The sequence below is a fragment of the Candidatus Thiodiazotropha sp. LNASS1 genome, assembly GCF_964212655.1.
GTDB lineage: Bacteria > Pseudomonadota > Gammaproteobacteria > Chromatiales > Chromatiaceae > Thiodiazotropha.
This window is the reverse complement of record NZ_OZ156465.1, coordinates 1,026,886-1,044,631: the sequence shown is the minus strand read 5'-3', so window position 1 is coordinate 1,044,631 and position 17,746 is coordinate 1,026,886. Positions and strand designations below refer to the sequence as shown.

16 protein-coding genes are annotated in these 17,746 nt (G+C 52.6%); 8 read left to right on the top strand and 8 right to left on the bottom strand.

Going from position 1 to position 17,746, the window contains the following annotated elements:
* Nucleotide 1 precedes the first annotated feature (1 nt).
* The 4 genes from coaBC (at nucleotide 2) to slmA (ending at nucleotide 5,575) form a co-directional block, all read left to right on the top strand.
* Nucleotides 2-1,204, top strand: a complete 1,203-nt coding sequence (coaBC, locus tag AB8516_RS04525) for a bifunctional phosphopantothenoylcysteine decarboxylase/phosphopantothenate--cysteine ligase CoaBC (RefSeq protein WP_369158492.1) — start codon at nucleotides 2-4, stop codon at nucleotides 1,202-1,204.
* 281 nt (nucleotides 1,205-1,485) lie between these two features.
* Nucleotides 1,486-3,999 (top strand): phosphomannomutase/phosphoglucomutase, encoded by a 2,514-nt coding sequence (locus AB8516_RS04520; RefSeq protein WP_369158490.1) that lies wholly within the window; start codon nucleotides 1,486-1,488, stop codon nucleotides 3,997-3,999.
* A 74-nt stretch (nucleotides 4,000-4,073) separates the two neighbouring features.
* A complete protein-coding gene (argB, locus tag AB8516_RS04515; RefSeq protein WP_108289756.1) occupies nucleotides 4,074-4,970 on the top strand; it encodes an acetylglutamate kinase in 897 nt (298 codons plus the stop codon).
* A complete protein-coding gene (slmA, locus tag AB8516_RS04510; protein ID WP_369158488.1) occupies nucleotides 4,970-5,575 on the top strand; it encodes a nucleoid occlusion factor SlmA in 606 nt (201 codons plus the stop codon). Before argB ends, slmA begins: the two co-directional genes overlap by 1 nt.
* Before the next feature lie 155 nt (nucleotides 5,576-5,730).
* Here the strand turns inward: slmA and AB8516_RS04505 are convergent, their stop codons facing one another.
* Entirely contained in the window at nucleotides 5,731-6,732 is a 1,002-nt protein-coding gene (locus AB8516_RS04505) for a DUF4124 domain-containing protein (RefSeq protein ID WP_369158486.1), read from the bottom strand.
* Between the two features lie 83 nt (nucleotides 6,733-6,815).
* Between AB8516_RS04505 and AB8516_RS04500 the strand changes: the two genes are divergently transcribed.
* Entirely contained in the window at nucleotides 6,816-7,562 is a 747-nt protein-coding gene (locus tag AB8516_RS04500; RefSeq protein ID WP_108289753.1) for a sulfite exporter TauE/SafE family protein, read from the top strand.
* Nucleotides 7,563-7,586: 24 nt separating this feature from the next.
* On the opposite strand, the gene pyrE is transcribed toward AB8516_RS04500, so the two are convergent.
* On the bottom strand, nucleotides 7,587-8,231 hold the full coding sequence (gene pyrE / locus AB8516_RS04495; protein ID WP_369158484.1) for an orotate phosphoribosyltransferase: 645 nt from the start codon (nucleotides 8,229-8,231) through the stop codon (nucleotides 7,587-7,589).
* A 415-nt stretch (nucleotides 8,232-8,646) separates the two neighbouring features.
* Here pyrE and AB8516_RS04490 point away from each other — a divergent pair, with 415 nt between their 5' ends.
* Nucleotides 8,647-10,050 carry an AmpG family muropeptide MFS transporter gene (locus tag AB8516_RS04490; protein ID WP_369158482.1) on the top strand — a complete coding sequence of 468 codons (1,404 nt, stop codon included), beginning with the start codon at nucleotides 8,647-8,649 and terminating at the stop codon, nucleotides 10,048-10,050.
* 39 nt (nucleotides 10,051-10,089) lie between these two features.
* The gene (locus tag AB8516_RS04485) at nucleotides 10,090-10,770 is read left to right on the top strand and encodes a sulfite exporter TauE/SafE family protein (RefSeq protein WP_108289750.1); all 681 of its coding nucleotides are present in this window, start codon (nucleotides 10,090-10,092) and stop codon (nucleotides 10,768-10,770) included.
* Between the two features lie 114 nt (nucleotides 10,771-10,884).
* On the opposite strand, the gene AB8516_RS04480 is transcribed toward AB8516_RS04485, so the two are convergent.
* From AB8516_RS04480 to AB8516_RS04455, 6 genes are all read right to left on the bottom strand, one after another.
* A complete protein-coding gene (locus AB8516_RS04480) occupies nucleotides 10,885-11,328 on the bottom strand; it encodes a DUF4426 domain-containing protein (protein WP_108289749.1) in 444 nt (147 codons plus the stop codon).
* Nucleotides 11,329-11,572: 244 nt separating this feature from the next.
* Entirely contained in the window at nucleotides 11,573-13,549 is a 1,977-nt protein-coding gene (locus AB8516_RS04475; RefSeq protein ID WP_369158479.1) for a dynamin family protein, read from the bottom strand.
* A gap of 101 nt (nucleotides 13,550-13,650) precedes the next feature.
* The gene (locus AB8516_RS04470) at nucleotides 13,651-13,935 is read right to left on the bottom strand and encodes a DUF167 family protein (protein ID WP_108289747.1); all 285 of its coding nucleotides are present in this window, start codon (nucleotides 13,933-13,935) and stop codon (nucleotides 13,651-13,653) included.
* Nucleotides 13,932-14,510 (bottom strand): YggT family protein, encoded by a 579-nt coding sequence (locus tag AB8516_RS04465; RefSeq protein WP_369158476.1) that lies wholly within the window; start codon nucleotides 14,508-14,510, stop codon nucleotides 13,932-13,934. Before AB8516_RS04465 ends, AB8516_RS04470 begins: the two co-directional genes overlap by 4 nt.
* Entirely contained in the window at nucleotides 14,510-15,337 is an 828-nt protein-coding gene (proC, locus tag AB8516_RS04460) for a pyrroline-5-carboxylate reductase (RefSeq protein ID WP_108289745.1), read from the bottom strand. The genes AB8516_RS04465 and proC overlap by 1 nt, the downstream gene beginning before the upstream one ends.
* A 37-nt stretch (nucleotides 15,338-15,374) precedes the next feature.
* Nucleotides 15,375-16,082, bottom strand: coding sequence for a YggS family pyridoxal phosphate-dependent enzyme (locus AB8516_RS04455; RefSeq protein WP_369158473.1), 708 nt, complete (start codon nucleotides 16,080-16,082; stop codon nucleotides 15,375-15,377).
* Between the two features lie 553 nt (nucleotides 16,083-16,635).
* On the opposite strand from AB8516_RS04455, the gene AB8516_RS04450 reads away from it, so the two are divergent.
* A complete protein-coding gene (locus tag AB8516_RS04450; protein ID WP_108289743.1) occupies nucleotides 16,636-17,670 on the top strand; it encodes a type IV pilus twitching motility protein PilT in 1,035 nt (344 codons plus the stop codon).
* Nucleotides 17,671-17,746: the final 76 nt, after the last annotated feature.

Sequence of the window (17,746 nt, the reverse complement as noted above, 5' to 3'; positions counted from 1 at the left end):
CATGTCGGGTTTATCAAACAAAAAGATCCTATTAGGGGTGACCGCTGGTATTGCCTGTTATAAGAGTGCGGTGCTGCTGCGGGCCTTACAAACTGCCGGGGCTGAAGTGCGCGTGGTCATGACTCCGGCGGCCCGGGCATTCGTCACACCGTTGACCTTTCAGGCACTTTCAGGTCATGCGGTCTATACCGAGCTTCTCGATCCAGCCCAGGAAGCGGCAATGGATCATATCTCTCTAGCCCGCTGGGCCGACCTGGTATTGATTGCACCGGCGACAGCGGATTTCATTGCCCGCGCTGCAACGGGCCAGGCGGATGATCTCCTGGCTACACTCTGCCTGGCCACCGAGGTACAAATTGCGCTGGCACCTGCGATGAACAGGCAGATGTGGCTGAATCCAGTAACCCAGGAAAATCTGCAGAGACTGATGAAAAGGGGTTATCTCTGCTGGGGGCCCGATGATGGGGCGCAGGCCTGTGGTGAAACCGGGCCGGGGAGAATGCTGGAACCCGAGGCCCTGTGCCAAATGGTCGAGAGCTATTTCAGTCCGGGTATTCTGGAGGGTGTCAGAGTACTGATGACTGCGGGTGCGACCCGGGAAGCTATCGATCCCGTACGCTTCGTGGGCAATCGCAGTTCGGGTAAGATGGGGTATGCACTGGCGCAATCGATGCGGGATTTAGGTGCGGAAGTGACACTGGTAAGCGGCCCTACATCACTTGCCATACCTTCGAAAATTACAACTATCCATGTGGAAACAGCGCTTGAGATGTATTCCTCAGTCATGGAGCATGTTGCGGATTGTGATATTTTTATCGCAGTTGCGGCAGTCGCCGATTACCGTCCAATACAAATCGCCGCTGATAAGATCAAGAAAAACAAAGAGAAACTAACACTGGAACTTGTCAGGAATCCCGATATACTCGCTGAAGTGGCTGCAACAGAAAGCCCGCCGTTCACAGTAGGGTTTGCCGCCGAGACCGAACAGGTCGAGCAGTATGCAGATGAAAAACGTCGCCGCAAGCAGCTGGATATCATAGCTGCGAACAGGGTCGGTACCCGTGAAGGGGGGTTTGAATCCGACCGGAACGCACTGCTTTTGTTGTGGCAGGATGGTCGAGAAGAGTTACCGATGATGACAAAATCGGTACTGGCTCACCGGCTGGCCGAGAGGATTGCCGCTCAATATCGTGCGCGCAGCTGAAGGGTAAGTATTCTGTCGCCGCCAGGGATACAACAAATCACTACCTGGTTGCGGTATTTCGGGGTCGGCAGACTAGGGTCTATGGATTATGCTGGATAGATATCGATCTCGCGCCAGTATGGTATTTCGAGTTGGTCGGTATAGGGATCTTTCGAATGGTTCGAACTCTATGAGCAACAGTCCTGGTACAAGAAGAACTTATGTAAAGCAGTTTATAATTTTAGCCAACATGGTTGTTGCTGAATGGCTTTCAGTGCACCCAGCATGATCCAGGAATAGATATGGGGTTTTTAAAACGCAGCGGAGAGACGGATAAACAACAGGGTGGTGGTCGCACCATCCGTGGCTATTGGCTACTGGGGGTGTTAGGACTATTGATACTGACAGTGGCGGCCTGGTCCTATCTTTTCTATCAGAATCAGGTCACGACACAGGCAAGCCATAAGCAACAGGTCAAGTCCGTAGCCCAGATGTTTGCCGGCTCCATCTCCACAATCCTGCAACAATATTCAGCATTGATTCAGGGCCTTGCCCGGCAACCCGCCATGGCGGACTTATTCATCGGTTTCGATGAGGTCGGATTGGCCAGTGAGCAAGCCAGACTTAATCGCCTAGTACCCGAAGCGTTGCGGGTAAGGCTGTTACCCACAGGTTTCAATGAGCCGGACACCAGTGAAATGCCGAATATGGGTTACGCATCGTTGCTGCTGCTGAGAAAGGCAGAGAAGAGTGATGCTGTACTGCCCGCAGAGCTACATCAGTTCGGTACACCACATCAGCATATCGCAATTGCCAGTAGTATTGCTTCTGATAATGGCGGACAAGCCGGCGGAGTGATACACGTCGCCTATTCAATAGATATGCTTAAAAAACTGCTGAGTGGCGTTGATAATCTACATGGCCGCATCGAGGTTCAACAAGCCCTTTCAGCCAAAGACCCGCTTCCGATTATCGGAATGGGGGATAAGCCTGCTGACGGGGTTAAGCCGGATGGGGTGATTCCTGTCAAAGGATCGATCTGGCAGGTTGCCTATTGGGGCGGTAGTGGTTTCAAGTTTGATTTGATGGACAACCTGCTGTTGGTGGTGCCGGGTCTGCTGCTGTTCTTAGTGACAGCCCTTCTACTGCTTCGTCTCAGCCAACAGATGATGAATGCCCTCAAGCGGGACCAACAGTCGGTCCTCTCCTTGGTGGAGGCACTGGTCGTAGGTCGCCCGCCTAAAGCCCAACCGGCGCAATTGGGCGATCTGCAATCGACCCTGGAGGTGATGGAGCATCAGATCAGGGAGTACCGCTCTGCTCAGGCGGAAAAAGGTAGATCCAAGCGGGCCATAACCACCAGTGATGGCGGTTTGGGAATCAATCTCGACAAGGTAGTGGTGCAACCGCAGGAAGAGACAGCGATAGAGATCGGCACCAATGTTGAAATTCCCTCCGAGATCTACAGGGCTTATGACATTCGCGGCGTTGTAGGTGAAAGCCTGAATGAAGAGATTGTCGCTTTGTTAGGTCAGGGAATCGGCAGTGAGATATTCGAGAAAGGTTATCAGTCAATAATCGTGGCTCGCGATACTCGTAATTCCAGCGAACGCCTGCAAAGTGCGTTGATACAGGGCCTACAGGCAAGCGGCCGCGATGTGATCGATATCGGTATTGTGCCTACACCACTGCTTTATTATGCCGTGCACGAGCTGGATATGGAGTGCGGTGTCATGGTAACCGGTAGTCACAATCCGTTGCAGTATAACGGGCTTAAACTGGTTGTCGGTGGTGACAGTCCTACCCAGGATGAGATTCAGGATCTGCGACGACTCATCGATGCAGGTCAACTGCTGCAGGGGGATGGCTCCTTCGATTCTCAAGAGATCATCAATGAGTATATTGATCGAGTGATTTCCGATACCCGGCTTGGGCAGCCGCTCAAGGTCGTGGTCGATTGCGGCAATGGCGCTGCATCCGTGGTTGCGCCAGAACTCTATCGGCAGCTGGGGTGTGAGGTTGTAGAGCTCTTCTGCACTCCCGATGGCGATTTTCCCAATCATCATCCGGATCCTGGCGATCCGAAAAATATGCAGGATCTGCAAAAGGCTGTGGTGCAACATCAAGCCGCCTTGGGAATCGCCTTTGATGGGGATGGTGACCGCATCGGTATCGTTGACTCTTCCGGCAAACTGATTTGGCCGGATCGATTGTTAATGTATTTGGCCATCGACATACTGACCCGTGAACCTGGCGGCGATATCATCTACGATGTTAAATGTTCACGCCATCTCGCAAATATCGTGCTCTCCAATGGCGGCCGCCCACTGATGTGGAAGAGCGGGCATTCCATGTTGAAGGCGAAGATGAAAGAGACACATGCCCTGCTGGCGGGCGAATTCAGCGGTCATATTCTGTTTGCTGAGCGATGGTATGGTTTCGATGACGGCATCTATGCCGGTGCACGCTTACTTGAGATCCTCTCGCTCGATTACAGGACCAGTGCGGAAGTGTTCGCAGAACTGCCCGAGAGCCTTTCAACCCCAGAGTATGCCTTGGAGATGGAGGAGGGGCAGGCGAAAGAGGTGATGGCGGCGATCGAAAAATTACCGGATCTGCCAGGCGCCAGAATGGTCAAGATCGATGGTCTTCGGGCAGAATTTGAACAGGGTTGGGGACTGGTGCGAGCATCCAACACCGTTCCTGCGCTCCTGTTTCGCTTTGAAGCGAACAGCGAAGAGGATTTGGCTCATGTCCAGTCGATCTTTCGTGATATGCTTGTGAAAATCGATCCAAATCTGCAACCGCCGTTCTGAGATGCCGGGATTAGTGTTAACAGGCCTTGAGTTAACCGACCAGTTTAAATAGTTAGCAGTCCAATAGTAAGAACATGAGTCTATCTCCTGAGCAGGCACAGAACGTTGCCCATGTATTGACCTCCGCATTGCCCTATATCCAACGTTTTAGGGGTAAAACGCTGGTGATTAAATATGGCGGCAACGCGATGGTTGATGAAGGTTTGAAGAACAGTTTTGCCATGGATGTGGTATTGATGAAACTGGTTGGAATAAATCCTGTCGTGGTGCATGGAGGCGGTCCTCAAATCGGTAATCTGTTGCAAAGGCTGGGCAAGGATTCGGAATTCATCCAGGGTATGCGGGTGACCGACAGTGAAACCATGGATGTGGTTGAAATGGTGCTAGGGGGATTGGTCAACAAGGATATCGTCAGCTTGATTAATCGCGCCGGTGGTTCGGCTGTTGGACTCACCGGAAAAGACGGTGATCTGATCCACGCCAGAAAAATGGTGGTCAGTCGCAAGGGCCCGGAGCTTGAGGTTCCTGAAATTATCGATATCGGACACGTTGGCGAGGTCGAGAGTATCGATGTCAGTGTGGTGGATATGCTGGTGCATGGGGACTTTATCCCGGTGATTGCGCCGATCGGCATAGGAAAGGACGGTCACTCATACAATATCAACGCTGACCTGGTTGCCGGTAAGGTGGCCGAGGTGATGCAGGCTGAAAAACTCATTCTGCTGACAAATACAAAGGGACTGCTGGATAAAGATGGCGGTCTGCTGACCGGTCTCTCGGCGGAACGTGTCGCTGAGTTGATAGAGGACGGTACGATTCATGGAGGTATGCTGCCGAAGATTTCCACCGCCTTGGAGGCAGTCAAAGCAGGTGTCGGTACTTCCCATATCATCGATGGCAGGGTGCCCCATGCCGTGTTGCTGGAGCTTTTCACGGATGAAGGGGTAGGTACATTGATCAGGCGGCGCTAATGGCAGCGGATAAGCCATCCCGTCGTCAGTTGATACTTGAAGCGCTGGCAAGTGAGCTGGAACAGAATCCCGGTAGTCGTATCACCACCGCATCCTTGGGCAAGGCGGTAGGTGTCTCCGAAGCTGCGCTCTATCGCCATTTCGCCAGCAAAGCCAAGATGTTTGAAGGCTTGATCGACTTCGCTGAAGAGAGTGTCTTTGCCCGGGTGAATCAGATTCTTAAGGAACAATCCCAGGTTGAACCCCGTTGTGCCCAGCTGCTCTATCTGATACTGGCCTTTTCAGAACGAAATCCAGGCATTACACGGGTGTTGCTGGGTGATGCTCTGGTGGGCGAGACAGAACGCCTGATGGTGCGTGTCGGGCAGTTTTTTGATCGGGTTGAGACCCAGCTAAAGCAGATACTCAGGGAAGCGGAGATGCGTCGAGAGATCGTGTTATCTGCCAACAGTACCGTAGCGGCAAACTTGATGACTGGTTTTGTAGAAGGGCTGATGCATCAATATCTACGCAGCCGGTTTAGAATATCACCACTGCAGCAATGGGATGAGCAGTGGCGACTGTTGTCGACTGCGCTCTTCTCCGCACCTGACTCATCCATTTGACCGCTGTTCCTGATCAATAGTAACTTAGACTAACATTGCGTTGTTTAGATTCCAGTGTTGGGCGCTACACTGATCCATTACCCGGTTGAATCACCTATTCGAACATATTGAAGGGCGCCTGTAAATTGGCATTGGTTTGTCTCACCTACCCTATTTCAGGGCAGGGATTGGGATAGATCGCCTGCCTTCGCAAGCTCACTGCGGAATCCCTGCTTTATACGATTAATAGCCTCACCGTTTGCACAGAGTCTCTTTTGCAGCGAAATGATCTTGCACTGAAGATCCATAAAAATCACTAAGTAGCCTCGCTTGCGATCATCGATACGTGAAACCGAGATACTGATATCATCGTCCTCCATCGGTTCACCCGTGATCACGATATGGTCACCTTCAATTTTAATGGGGGTGGTGGAGTGGGCCTTGAGATAGGCCTTAGCCCTTTGCCAGGGGCCTTCGCAATTATCCCCGCTTTGGCAGTGATAGACATTCTGCAAGGCATGGTCGAAGGAATCCCTGGCCTCTTTAATCGGGTCATCGGATTGTTCCAGCTTTTTCAACTCCCGGAAACGTTTCAGATCCCGGGCAAAGGATTGACGAATACGGTTTTTGTCATGCTCCCTCTCGATGATGGAACTGTAGGCGGCTTCGAGGGCTTGTCGTTTGGTTTCGATATCCTGAAGCATTCTTTTTGGCACGCTGCGTCCACGTAACTCTCTATTAGCCGCATCTTGCTGCATCTCCTCAAGTGTCGTTTTGAGGCGTCTTATGTTCGCCTGGGTGACACGTACCGATGTATCCACTGCTTGAAGCTGACCATCGCGGGTCATCATAATGTCATCCTCGCTTCTGAAGGTACGCAACAGGACACGATCCTGGGCCTGCTGTTGCTCAACCAGGCGCTGCTGTTCCTGGCGCAGCCGTTCCTGCTCCGCTTCCTGCCGTAGTTCCTCCTCAGTCTTGGCGGCATCCACCTCTTTGACAACAATCCCGTGCTCGTCCAGGTGGGAGCGTGCACGATGGGCATCCGTGGGGGGAAGGGTCTGAGTGTAATGGGTCTGACCCTTATCATCGACCCACTTGTAGAGCTTGCCGGCCATGGTGGTAAGCGGCAGAAAAAGTATGAATAGGACGATCAGGATTATGATTCTCGGACGCATACAGGCTAAATTCTCTGGTTCTAAGTCAAAAGGGCTCAGAGATAGATTATACTTCGTGGCTTACATCATAAGATAGCTGCTTTGTGGAACAGTTCACCCTTTTCGTGATTTCTCTTCTGGCTAACCTCTTCTCAGCCTTCTCTGGAGGTGGGGCCGGACTGGTTCAATTACCGGCCCTGATCTTTCTCGGTTTACCCTTTGGGGTGGCTCTCGCGACACATAAAGTGGCCTCGGTAGCCCTCGGCATAGGGGCTACGGTCCGTCATCTGCGCGAGGGTGGGTTGGAACGCCAGTTTGTGATTTTTATGCTGTTCACGGGGTTGCCGGGTGTGGTGATTGGCGCCAGCCTGATTCTCCAGGTGGCGGACAGGCATGCTGAAATCGCCCTGGGCGTGTTGACCTTAGGTCTGGGGATCTATTCCTACCTGAGTCCGAAGCTCGGCATCGAATATCAGGCGATCCACAGGGATAGAAACGGTTTTCTGATCGGCGGAGCCGGGTTGTTTCTGATCGGTATCCTGAATGGCTCTCTCACATCGGGGACGGGACTCTTCGTCACCCTGTGGCTGGTACGCTGGTTCGGTCTCGACTATCGACGGGCGGTAGCCCACACACTGGTCCTGGTCGGGGTCTTTTGGAACGGCAGTGGCGCCCTCACCCTCGGTATCCTCGGCGACATACATTGGGCATGGATACCGGTACTCCTCATCGGTTCGCTGCTTGGTGGTTACCTGGGAGCACACCTCTCCATCGCCAAGGGCAATCGCTGGATCAAACGGGGATTTGAGGTGGTTACCCTATTGATTGGAACCAAATTGGTTCTGGGCTGAGGCAGCCGATAGCGTCGCTACAACTTAAATCACGCCATATTGATCCCTATAGGCCATAATACGCTGCAACGACTCTCTGCTATCATCACTCTCTTGCAGATATTCGATCAACTGCTCAAGCCGCACAATGGCGCTGACAGGCATGCCGTAATCGCTCTCTACCTCCTGGATGGCCGATTGCTCCCCCTGACCCTGCTCCTGACGGTCGAGGGCGATTACAACGCCAGCGGGAATAGCCTGGAGAGATTGAATGATATCGACGGATTCCCGGACCGAGGTGCCCGCGGAAATGACATCGTCGATAATCAAGACTCTTCCTTCCAGCGCATGGCCGACAATGACACCGCCTTCGCCGTGATCCTTTGCCTCTTTACGGTTGAAGGCATAGGGGATGTCGATGTCGTGCTGATCGTAGAGTGCCGCTGCGGTCACGGCCGCCAGCGGAATACCCTTGTAAGCCGGGCCGTAGAGTATATCGAAGGCTATGCCCGAATCGACGATAGCCTGGGCATAATAGCGGCCGAGCCGGGCCAGGCTGGCACCGCTGTTGAATAGCCCGGCATTGAAAAAGTATGGGCTGACGCGCCCGGATTTCAGGGTGAACTCACCGAATCGCAATACACCGACATCGAGGGCAAAGTTTAAAAATTCGCGTTGATAATCCTGCATCTAAGAATACCTATTAAAATCGATCGCGCATTGTACCCTTTTTGAGAGGACGCTTTCAGCAAAATGCGAGTTTATATGATCAGCATTGAATGCTTTGAATTCGGAAAAAAAGATGGAGCCGCAAATGGACGCGAATCACCGCAAAATTAACGCCAATGATGTGTCTGTTGCACAGTAGCCACAACTCTCTTTGTGATTACGACTACGTATCAAGGGGTTTTGATTACAGTGAACGATTCGATTCTGAAAAAATGTATGTTTTATTGCGTTTTTTTGCGGTGATTCGCGTCCATTTGCGGCCTGCATTCCTGCCATTGATATTCACCTGATTGAGAGTAGAGCCATTTTGTCTAAGGGATAGGGGACTTGGGCTCCATTGGCCCTTATAATGACGCTTTTTGCTTCAGAGGTGTGCGTGAATTCAGCCAGCAGGATTTCCGACTGGTTCAAGACGTTGAAGGTCTATTGGCAGCCTGGAGCCCGCAGTATGTTGTTTCTCGGCTTTTCCGCCGGACTGCCCTTGTTATTGGTCTTCGGCACCCTGTCGTACTGGCTGAGAGAGGCGGGCATCGCGCGGTCTACCATTGGGTTCCTCAGTTGGGTGGCGCTTGCATACGGTTTCAAATGGGTTTGGGCGCCACTGGTCGATCGGCTGAAACTCCCGTGGTTGACTGCCAGGCTGGGACGCCGCCGTGCCTGGATGTTGCTGGCGCAACTCTCGGTGATTTCCGGACTCTGCGGACTCGCTTTCTCCGATCCCCTGCAGGGACTGCGCAGCTTTGCCTTATTGGCGCTGTTGGTGGCCTTCTCATCAGCGACCCAGGACATCGTCATCGATGCCTATCGAATTGAGAGGGCGGCAGTCAGATTGCAAGGTGTCATGGCCGCCAACTACATGATTGGATACCGCATAGCGATGATTGTGAGCGGGGGTGGCGCCCTGGCGATCGCACAATGGGCAAGCCCGACTGAAAGCGGCTACTATCTCAACGCATGGATGGTCGCCTATCTAAGCATGGCGGCCTTGATGCTGGTGGGAGTGGTCACTGTTTTAGTGATCCGGGAACCCGATGTCCATCCAACCAGGGCAACCCTGGAGCAGGAGGCGGCGGTAGACAGCATCATTGAACGTCAAGAATGGCTGCCGGGGCTGTTTCGCGCCTTCAGCGAGTGGTTCTACGGTGCGGTGATCAGTCCGTTCGCCGATTTTATCCGGCGCTATCGTTGGCATGCAATCCTGATCCTGGCCTTGATCGCCACCTACCGGATCTCGGACGTGGTATTGGGGGTGATATCTAATGTCTTTTATGTCGATCTGGGATTCAGTAAACGTGAGGTTGCGGTCGTAGCCAATCTGCTCGGGGTGATCATGACCCTGCTTGGAGCGGTCCTTGGGGGAACGATGGTGACCCGGGTGGGGGTGATGCGTATCCTGTTATTGGGAGGTATTTTGGCCGCATCCACCAATCTGCTGTTTGCATGGTTGGCCGGCATTGGTCATAACCTGGCCATGCTGACGCTGGTGATATCAGCGGACAATCTCAGTGCCGGTCTTGCTACTTCGGCATTTGTGGCCTATCTATCCAGCCTTACCAACGTATCCTACTCGGCCACTCAATACGCACTTTTCAGCTCGGTAATGCTTTTGCTGCCTAAGTTTGTCGGTGGTTTTTCCGGTGTTATGGTCGACGGTTTGGGTTATGTGAATTTCTTTCTCATAACCGCGTCTATGGGTATACCTGTATTGATCCTGATTCTGCTGGCAATGCACCATCTGCCTCCTAGCCAGTTGCCCGATCATGAAGGAGCGGTCACTTGATAATCCACTATGCAATAAACTGCCGCTGAGGATGTGTGAATGATTGAACAAAGCAGTTATCTGGCCGCTTTTGTAGTTGGATTGCTTGGTGGCGGGCACTGTGTCGGTATGTGCGGGGGAATTGTTGGCGCACTCACTTTTGGTCTTCCCGCCTCGGTGCAGAGCCGCTTGCTCAATACCTTTCCCTATCAGTTGGGCTATAACCTTGGACGTATCACCAGCTATGTGGCCGCCGGCGCTATCATGGGCGGATTGGGTGTTTTGTTGACACAGGCAGTGCCTGTCTATGTCGCACAACGGGTGTTGTTGGTGATTGCGGGTGCTTTTATGATCCTGCTTGGTCTCTATCTGGGTGGATGGTGGACAGGGTTAGCCAGAATCGAGCGTGCGGGAAACCTGTTATGGACGAAGATTGAACCCTTCGCCCGTAAATTATTACCTGTAAAGTCACCTGGTCAGGCTTGGATTCTGGGATTGGTATGGGGTTGGATTCCCTGCGGATTGGTGTACAGCATGCTGGTGTGGACGGTGTCGGCCGGGAGTGTGGCGAAAGGGGCGGGGCTGATGCTTGCCTTCGGACTCGGTACCCTGCCCAATCTCTTCGTCATGGGTATATTGGCGGGCAGCCTTGCACGGTGGTTCAAGGATATCCGTGTCAGGCGAGCCGCCGGATTCATTGTCATTCTGTTTGGAATTGTAACCCTTGCGAGGGCCTTGTGACAGTATCGAACCGGTCTCCCGCTCGGACTGCGTTATCAACACGACGAATATGGTCACCGGGTCAAAAACACTCAGCCCTTATCAGGAGAATCCAACAAAGCCAGTCGATTGAGATTAGTCGATGAAAAACTCCTGTGACAACTTTGCCGTGTAGTAGCGGGTTTCACCTTTTGGTTGAACCTGGATCTCAAAGTTGAGTTTCTCCTGGTCGGCGATACGGAACTCTCCAATGTAGTAGACAGCATCGTCTTCGGTGATTTTTCGCATCGGAATACTGATCAATTGTCCGCGTATATTGTTGGCCTTGGCCAATACAACGGCTTCTGAGGATTCACCTGTTGTTCCCTCTACGGACTTGATGACACTGACGTTCAACATACCCCGGTATTTACTCCGCTGAATGCCATATTGCCTCGCGATTGAGGGCTCCAGTGAGGCGCTGGGGATGGCATTGTGGTGAATGGTGAATCCGGGTATCGCGGTGCTGTTTTCCGCCCAGCCGGTGGCGGTCACAAGAAAAAATGAAAGGAAAACAAAAACTTTTCTGGTAAAAAACATAAACAAACCCCTCCTGATATGATGCCGGCCTGGGTGGCCGGTCTTTGTTGTAGTCACAGTGTAGTCGATCAGTGTGCATGGGTGAAGTGGCCGGTGATTATGCAGGTAAAGGTCTTGAATCAGTGACCCGCACAGCTCAATTCAATCCAGCGCAACCACTTCCAAAAAGTATATCCTTACGTAAAACAGCATGGTGACTGCGAATCATAAGAATCTACATCATGGTTTTCCGCAGCGTTTGTCCTCAGGAGACATTCTGCTTTACCAGTTTGGGTTTCTGGCGTTGACTGTGATGCAGTGGACGGTTGTTACTGATCCGGTTGGACATGTTGCGCAAGGAAGTTAACTGGCGAGCCAGTTCTGTATATTGCTCCTGCAACTCGAGGATGCGGTATTGCAGGGTATTGCGTGACTGTCCAATCTTCTGCAGGTTGTTGAGACGTTTCTCCATCATCTCCTTGTGATCCTTTATCTGCATCACCAGGGGCTCGAGGGCGCTCACGATCCATTGATTGATCTCTTTGTCGGCACGCTGGAAGATGTCGCGTGCACGTTTTACAAGTGCGGAGAAGAAGCGTTTAACGACAAAGTTCTGTTCCATCATGGCAGTAACCGGGCTATTGCGAAAGATCTCTGCCTCCTGATGCAGCAGTTCCAGTTCAACCCGGTATTTTACAATTGAGAACATCTTCGGTTGCACGACGGCAAAGCCATGTTCGTTTTGAAATTTACGATAGATGGCGCGGATCAGCTTTCGGGTCTGTTCACTTTGTGTGACCACTTGGAGCATGGTGCGGCGTGTCTCCTCAAAGAGATTTTTCATTGAGGTCTTCATGCCGCTTGTGGTCCAGCTGTTGGTCATCTCCTTTCTGCATTTGGTGATGGTTTCATCGAGTTGATTGAGACTGAGAATCTCTGACAACAGGTCAGCCTGCTGTTTAAGTTGCTTGCGACTCTGTTGGAATGTGTCCACATCGCGCAGGTACTGGGCCTGTTCGCTGCGGGTCTTTTCCATCAGGTTGTTGATGACATCGTCACTCTTGTCACTCAACTCCTCCAGTTCTTCGAGTTGATATTTTGTCTCGTTAAGTTTGCCCGACAGCATACTGCGACTGTTGTCCAGCATCTGACCGACATCGGAACTGATGGTGTCGAGAACAATCTGTTGTTTGATGTTCAGCACGTCCTGGCCCAGATAGTTTTCCAGATCCAGCAGCCCGCTCTTATCCAGTAGCTCCGGTTCATTTTTGATCTTGGCCAGCAGTCCCTTTTGTGCAGAGATGGGAAAGACCGCTTTGGATTCCACTCCCAACATTGAGGCCGTGTCACTTTGCTGGCTGCGGATGGCATCATGGATATCCTCATGCTCACGCAGGTCGTCCCACAAGGTATCGATCTTGTTCAGCACCACCATCAATCCACGCTGGCGACCACTCTGGAAACCCTTCACGTGGTGTTGCCAGATTTCCATGTCACTGCGGGTCACGCCTGTATCGGCGCCAAGTACGAAAAGCACCGCCTGGGCGGCAGGCAGCATGTTCAAGGTCAGTTCTGGCTCTGTTCCCAGTGCGTTCAAGCCGGGGGTATCGAGTATGGTCAGTCCCTTTTTCAGCATATCGTGGGGGAAACTGATCATGGCATGGCGCCATTTGGGTATCTCTACAGTTTCCGGAGGCTTATCCTGATGGGGGTGCAGCTCCTGACTGTAGAGACCCAGATGCTTGGCTTCCTCCAGGGTGACCGTTTTTGTCTGGATGACTTCATTCAGGGCGGCCTGCATCTGTTCAACCGAGTCGATTTCCAGGGGGTAGTGGACCCACTGCTTGGTATCGTGCCGCAACTGACTCAGTGTACTGTCCTGCAGGCGTGTCTCGATAGGCAGCAGGCGCACATAGGCTTCATGACGCACGTCATCGTAGAAGATCTCGGTGGGGCACATGGTTGTGCGGCCGGCATCGGACGGGAGCAGGCGCCTGCCGTAATCGGCAAAAAAGATGGCATTGATCAGTTCGGTTTTGCCACGGGAGAATTCGGCGACAAAGGCGATAGTCAGCTTGTCACCCCTGAGGGTGGTCAAGGTTTCTTCGATACGTTGCTCGACATCGGCTGAGGACATTCCGTTCTCTTCCAGCCAGGGACCATATTCCTCGATGGTGTTGATGACATCCGTCTTCCACTGTTCGTAAGCCTTTAACTGTTCTTGAAATCTTACCTTTTCCATGCCATTGCCCCAATAATTTAAGCCGGAACAGACTCTTATCAACTTTTTCAGCTAAACGTCATAATACGCGAGGAGTGCCCGGGACGCCATATGCGGTTAGCCTAATCTTCAAATTTTATCGGCAGTAGGGAGGGGGACTTTAACCGTACAGTTTTGCTGCGGGAGCTTTTTCCGCCGATCAGTTCGACCCGGGAGGCGGGAAGACCGAATGCCTTGGCGAGGAGCTTCAGCAAGTGACGGTTAGCCTTACCGTCAACGGGTGGCGCCGTGATGGCGATTTTATACTCATTTTCACCGTAGGGGCCGATAAAGGCATCCCGAGACGCCTTGGGCTGAAGACGCAAATGGAGGATCAGATCCTTCTGATCCCAACGATACCAGGTCACAGAAAAGGACTGCTCGCGACCTGGCGGAGTGGGGGCAACAGCAGCATTTTCAGCAATATAAGGCCAATCATAACCAGCATAGGCGAGAGATCGATGCCACCCATCGGGGGAAGGATCTTCTGTGCCGGTCGCATCAGAGGACCAGTCAGGCTGTACAGCAAGGCCGTGGCCGGGTTATAGCTGCCTGGGTTCACCCAGCTGAGGATAACCTGAATCAATATCCCAAACAGATAGATATTGATGAATAACTCCACCAGCTCAGGGATGGCCCAGATGAAGGGGGCGATCAGGTTGATGCCGGTTCCGGCAAGACTAATGATGAGAAACAGTTCGATGGCTTTAAGCAGCCAGGCGAGTATGAGTGAGGAGAGGTCTATACCGCCAACACCTGGAATTATGCGGCGAAAAATCTTCAATGGAGGGTTGGTCACTTTCACTAGAAATTGGGAAATCGGGTTGTAGAAATCCGCTCTTACCAGCTGCAGCAGGAAGCGCAGCAACACTGCCAGGATGTAGAGCCCGAACAGTGTCTGTATCAGAAAGACGACGGGATCGGTAAGGTAACTGCCGCCCATTATTGCTCTCCCAGCATTTCTGAGAGCTCGACTGAGCGCTCTTGAGCCCCATGTAAGGCCATATCGATCAGGGTTCGTATCTTGCCCTCCTCGAGGATATCCAGAGCACGTTCTGTCGTACCACCCGGAGAGGTGACCTTTTGTCTCAAGACCGCAGGTGAATCACTGCTCTCCAGAGCCATACGGGCGGCGCCCAAGGCCGTCTGCAGGGTGAGCAGGCGGGCCGTATCCTCATCCAGACCCATCTGCCGGGCGGAGGACTCGATCGCCTCCATGATGAGAAAGAAGTAGGCGGGGCCACTGCCGGAGACCGCTGTGACGGCGTCCATCATCGACTCCTCCTCAACCCAGCGTGTGACTCCCACTGCCCGCAGTATGCTTTCAGCCTGGTTACGCTGTGCCTCGCTCACCCCCGGGCCGGCATGAAGGCCTGTCGCCCCGGACTGAATCATGGCTGGGGTGTTCGGCATGCTGCGTACCAGGGCCACTTCTCCTCCCAGCCAATTTCGCAAGCTGGACTCCTTGACGCCGGCCGCGATGGATATCACCAGCGGTTTGACCTGCTGTATGGCTGCTGCCAGGTCCTGGGCCACGGATTTAAGCACTTGCGGTTTGACCGCCAATACGACCACCTCGGCGTTACTGATAGCGCTGTTATTGTCTGATTGGGTATGAACGCCGCAACGGGCAGCCAGCTGGGCGAGCTTCTCAGCGTCGGGGTCGCTGACCGTGATACGCTGCTTCTCGTAGCCGTCTGCAATCAAGCCGTTTATCAGGCTGGTGGCCATGTTGCCGCCACCAATGAATGTAATGTTGTTGTTACTCATACCGTTGCTGCTAACTAATGTTGATTGGGTGCAAATGTTATTGATTATACTGCCGCGGGCCGAAAATTGCGGTGCCGATTCTGACGATTGTAGTCCCTTCGGCAATGGCGGCTTCGAGATCGTCAGACATACCCATAGATAGGGTGTCCAGCGGTATTTTCGCGCTCTTCAGCTCATCACGCAGCAATCTTAACCGCTTTAGGGGGGTATGTTTAGCGGCTTCATCGGCTGCGGGCGCGGGGATCGTCATCAGACCCCTGATGCGCACATTGGGGAGTGCGGTATAGGCCTCGAACTGTTCTCTCAATGTCTCCTCGCTGTAACCATCCTTGCTCGATTCGCCGCTGGTATTGACCTGAAGACAGATATTCAAAGGCGGCAGACCGGAGGGGCGCTGGTCACTCAATCGAGTGGCGTGTTTCAGGCTTGCAACACTATGGACCCAAGCGAAATTTTCCGCGATCGCTCGGGTTTTGTTGCTCTGAATACGACCGATAAAATGCCATTCCAGCCCTTTGTCTCGTAACTGCTCGATCTTTGTCAGCGCCTCCTGAAGATAGTTCTCTCCGAAGCATTGATGCCCGAGATCCGCCAGCAATCCGATCTCTTCGGCACTTCTGGTCTTACTGACAGCGAGTAGCTTAACGCTACCCGGTGTTCGTTTTGCTGCCGTTTCCGCTTGATGAATCCGATTCAACACCCTTTGATAGTGCTGCTGGAGGCTGTTGTGTGTCTGATCTGTCACGCTTGATACGTCATTAAAATTGTGCGAATGGCCTGGCTGTTCGGTTGAATTTGATACTATCTTGCAAAATGAGGCCTGGTTAATGTCATTTCAAGTAAAAGCGCCCTGGATTTTTAAAGCGCTTTCTTAATTTTTAACCTCAACACGGCTAAACTAATCTACTTTTAGGACGATAGCTATGAAAAGCGCAAATCCAGGGATTGTTAGGGCCTGTTAACACTAATCCAATCGGCTCTGTTGTGTCTGAAAATGCGCCAATCAAGGCGCGAGGAGTGAAGTTTGGTGATTCCAAATGAGCGACGAGCAACGCCGAGTGGTGCATTTTCAGGCACAACCCGAAGGGCTGGTCTGTTTTTCCACCCAGCGGCGTTATCATTCGCTCATTTAGCACGGCTAAACCTCGCTCATTCTGCCTTGCTGGGTAAAAAAACAGCTCCAGCAGAGTCGATTGGATTAGTGTTAACAGGCCCTAGATGCCATCATCGCGGAACATCGCTACAGTGTCTATATAGCGTCTCGTCATGTGTCTTAAAGATTTCTAATGGGGGAATGAATGGATATCGCTGAACTTCTGGCCTTCAGTGTCAAGCATAACGCATCAGATTTGCATATATCTGCCGGTTTGCCGCCCATGATTCGTGTGGATGGCGACATCAGGCGCATCAATGTCCCCGCACTTGAACACAAGGTCGTGCACGCGCTTGTGTATGACATCATGAATGATAAACAGCGCAAGGACTTCGAGGAGTTCCTTGAGAACGACTTTTCCTTCGAGATCCCCGGATTGGCGAGATTTCGTGTCAATGCCTTCAATCAGGCACGCGGGGCCTCGGCTGTTTTTCGCACCATCCCATCCAAGGTGTTGACGCTGGAAGAGCTCGGTTGTCCTCAAACCTTCAAGGATATCGTGGATGTACCCCGGGGACTGGTGTTGGTGACCGGACCGACCGGTTCCGGTAAGTCGACCACGCTTGCCGCCATGATGGATTACAAGAACGACAATGACTACTCCCATATCCTCACCATCGAGGATCCGATCGAGTTTGTTCACTCCAGTAAGAAGTGCCTGATCAACCAGCGCGAAGTGCATCGTGACACTCTGGGATTTTCCGAGGCGCTGCGTTCCGCATTGCGTGAAGATCCGGATATCATCCTGGTCGGCGAGCTGCGTGATCTGGAAACCATCCGCCTGGCGTTGACTGCCGCCGAGACCGGCCACTTGGTATTCGGTACCCTGCACACCAGTTCGGCGGCCAAGACCATCGACCGTATCATTGACGTATTTCCGGCGGGGGAGAAGTCGATGGTGCGCTCGATGCTCTCCGAATCGCTGCGATCCGTTATTGCGCAAACTCTGCTGAAAAAGATTGGCGGCGGACGAATTGCGGCGTGGGAGATCATGGTCGGCACACCCGCGATACGTAACCTGATCCGTGAGGACAAGGTTGCCCAGATGTATTCCGCGATTCAGACCGGCCAGGCGGCGGGTATGCAGACCATGGACCAGGCACTGAAGGAGTTGGTGCAGCGCGGAGTTGTAAGCCGTCTTGATGCCAAGGCCAAGGCACAAAATAAGGATCAGTTCTAAACTATAGTTATCTTCCGGGTGTATGATGGCGCCCGTTTGGCCCTGAAAGCGGTTGCTGCCTGATGCCATGGATAGC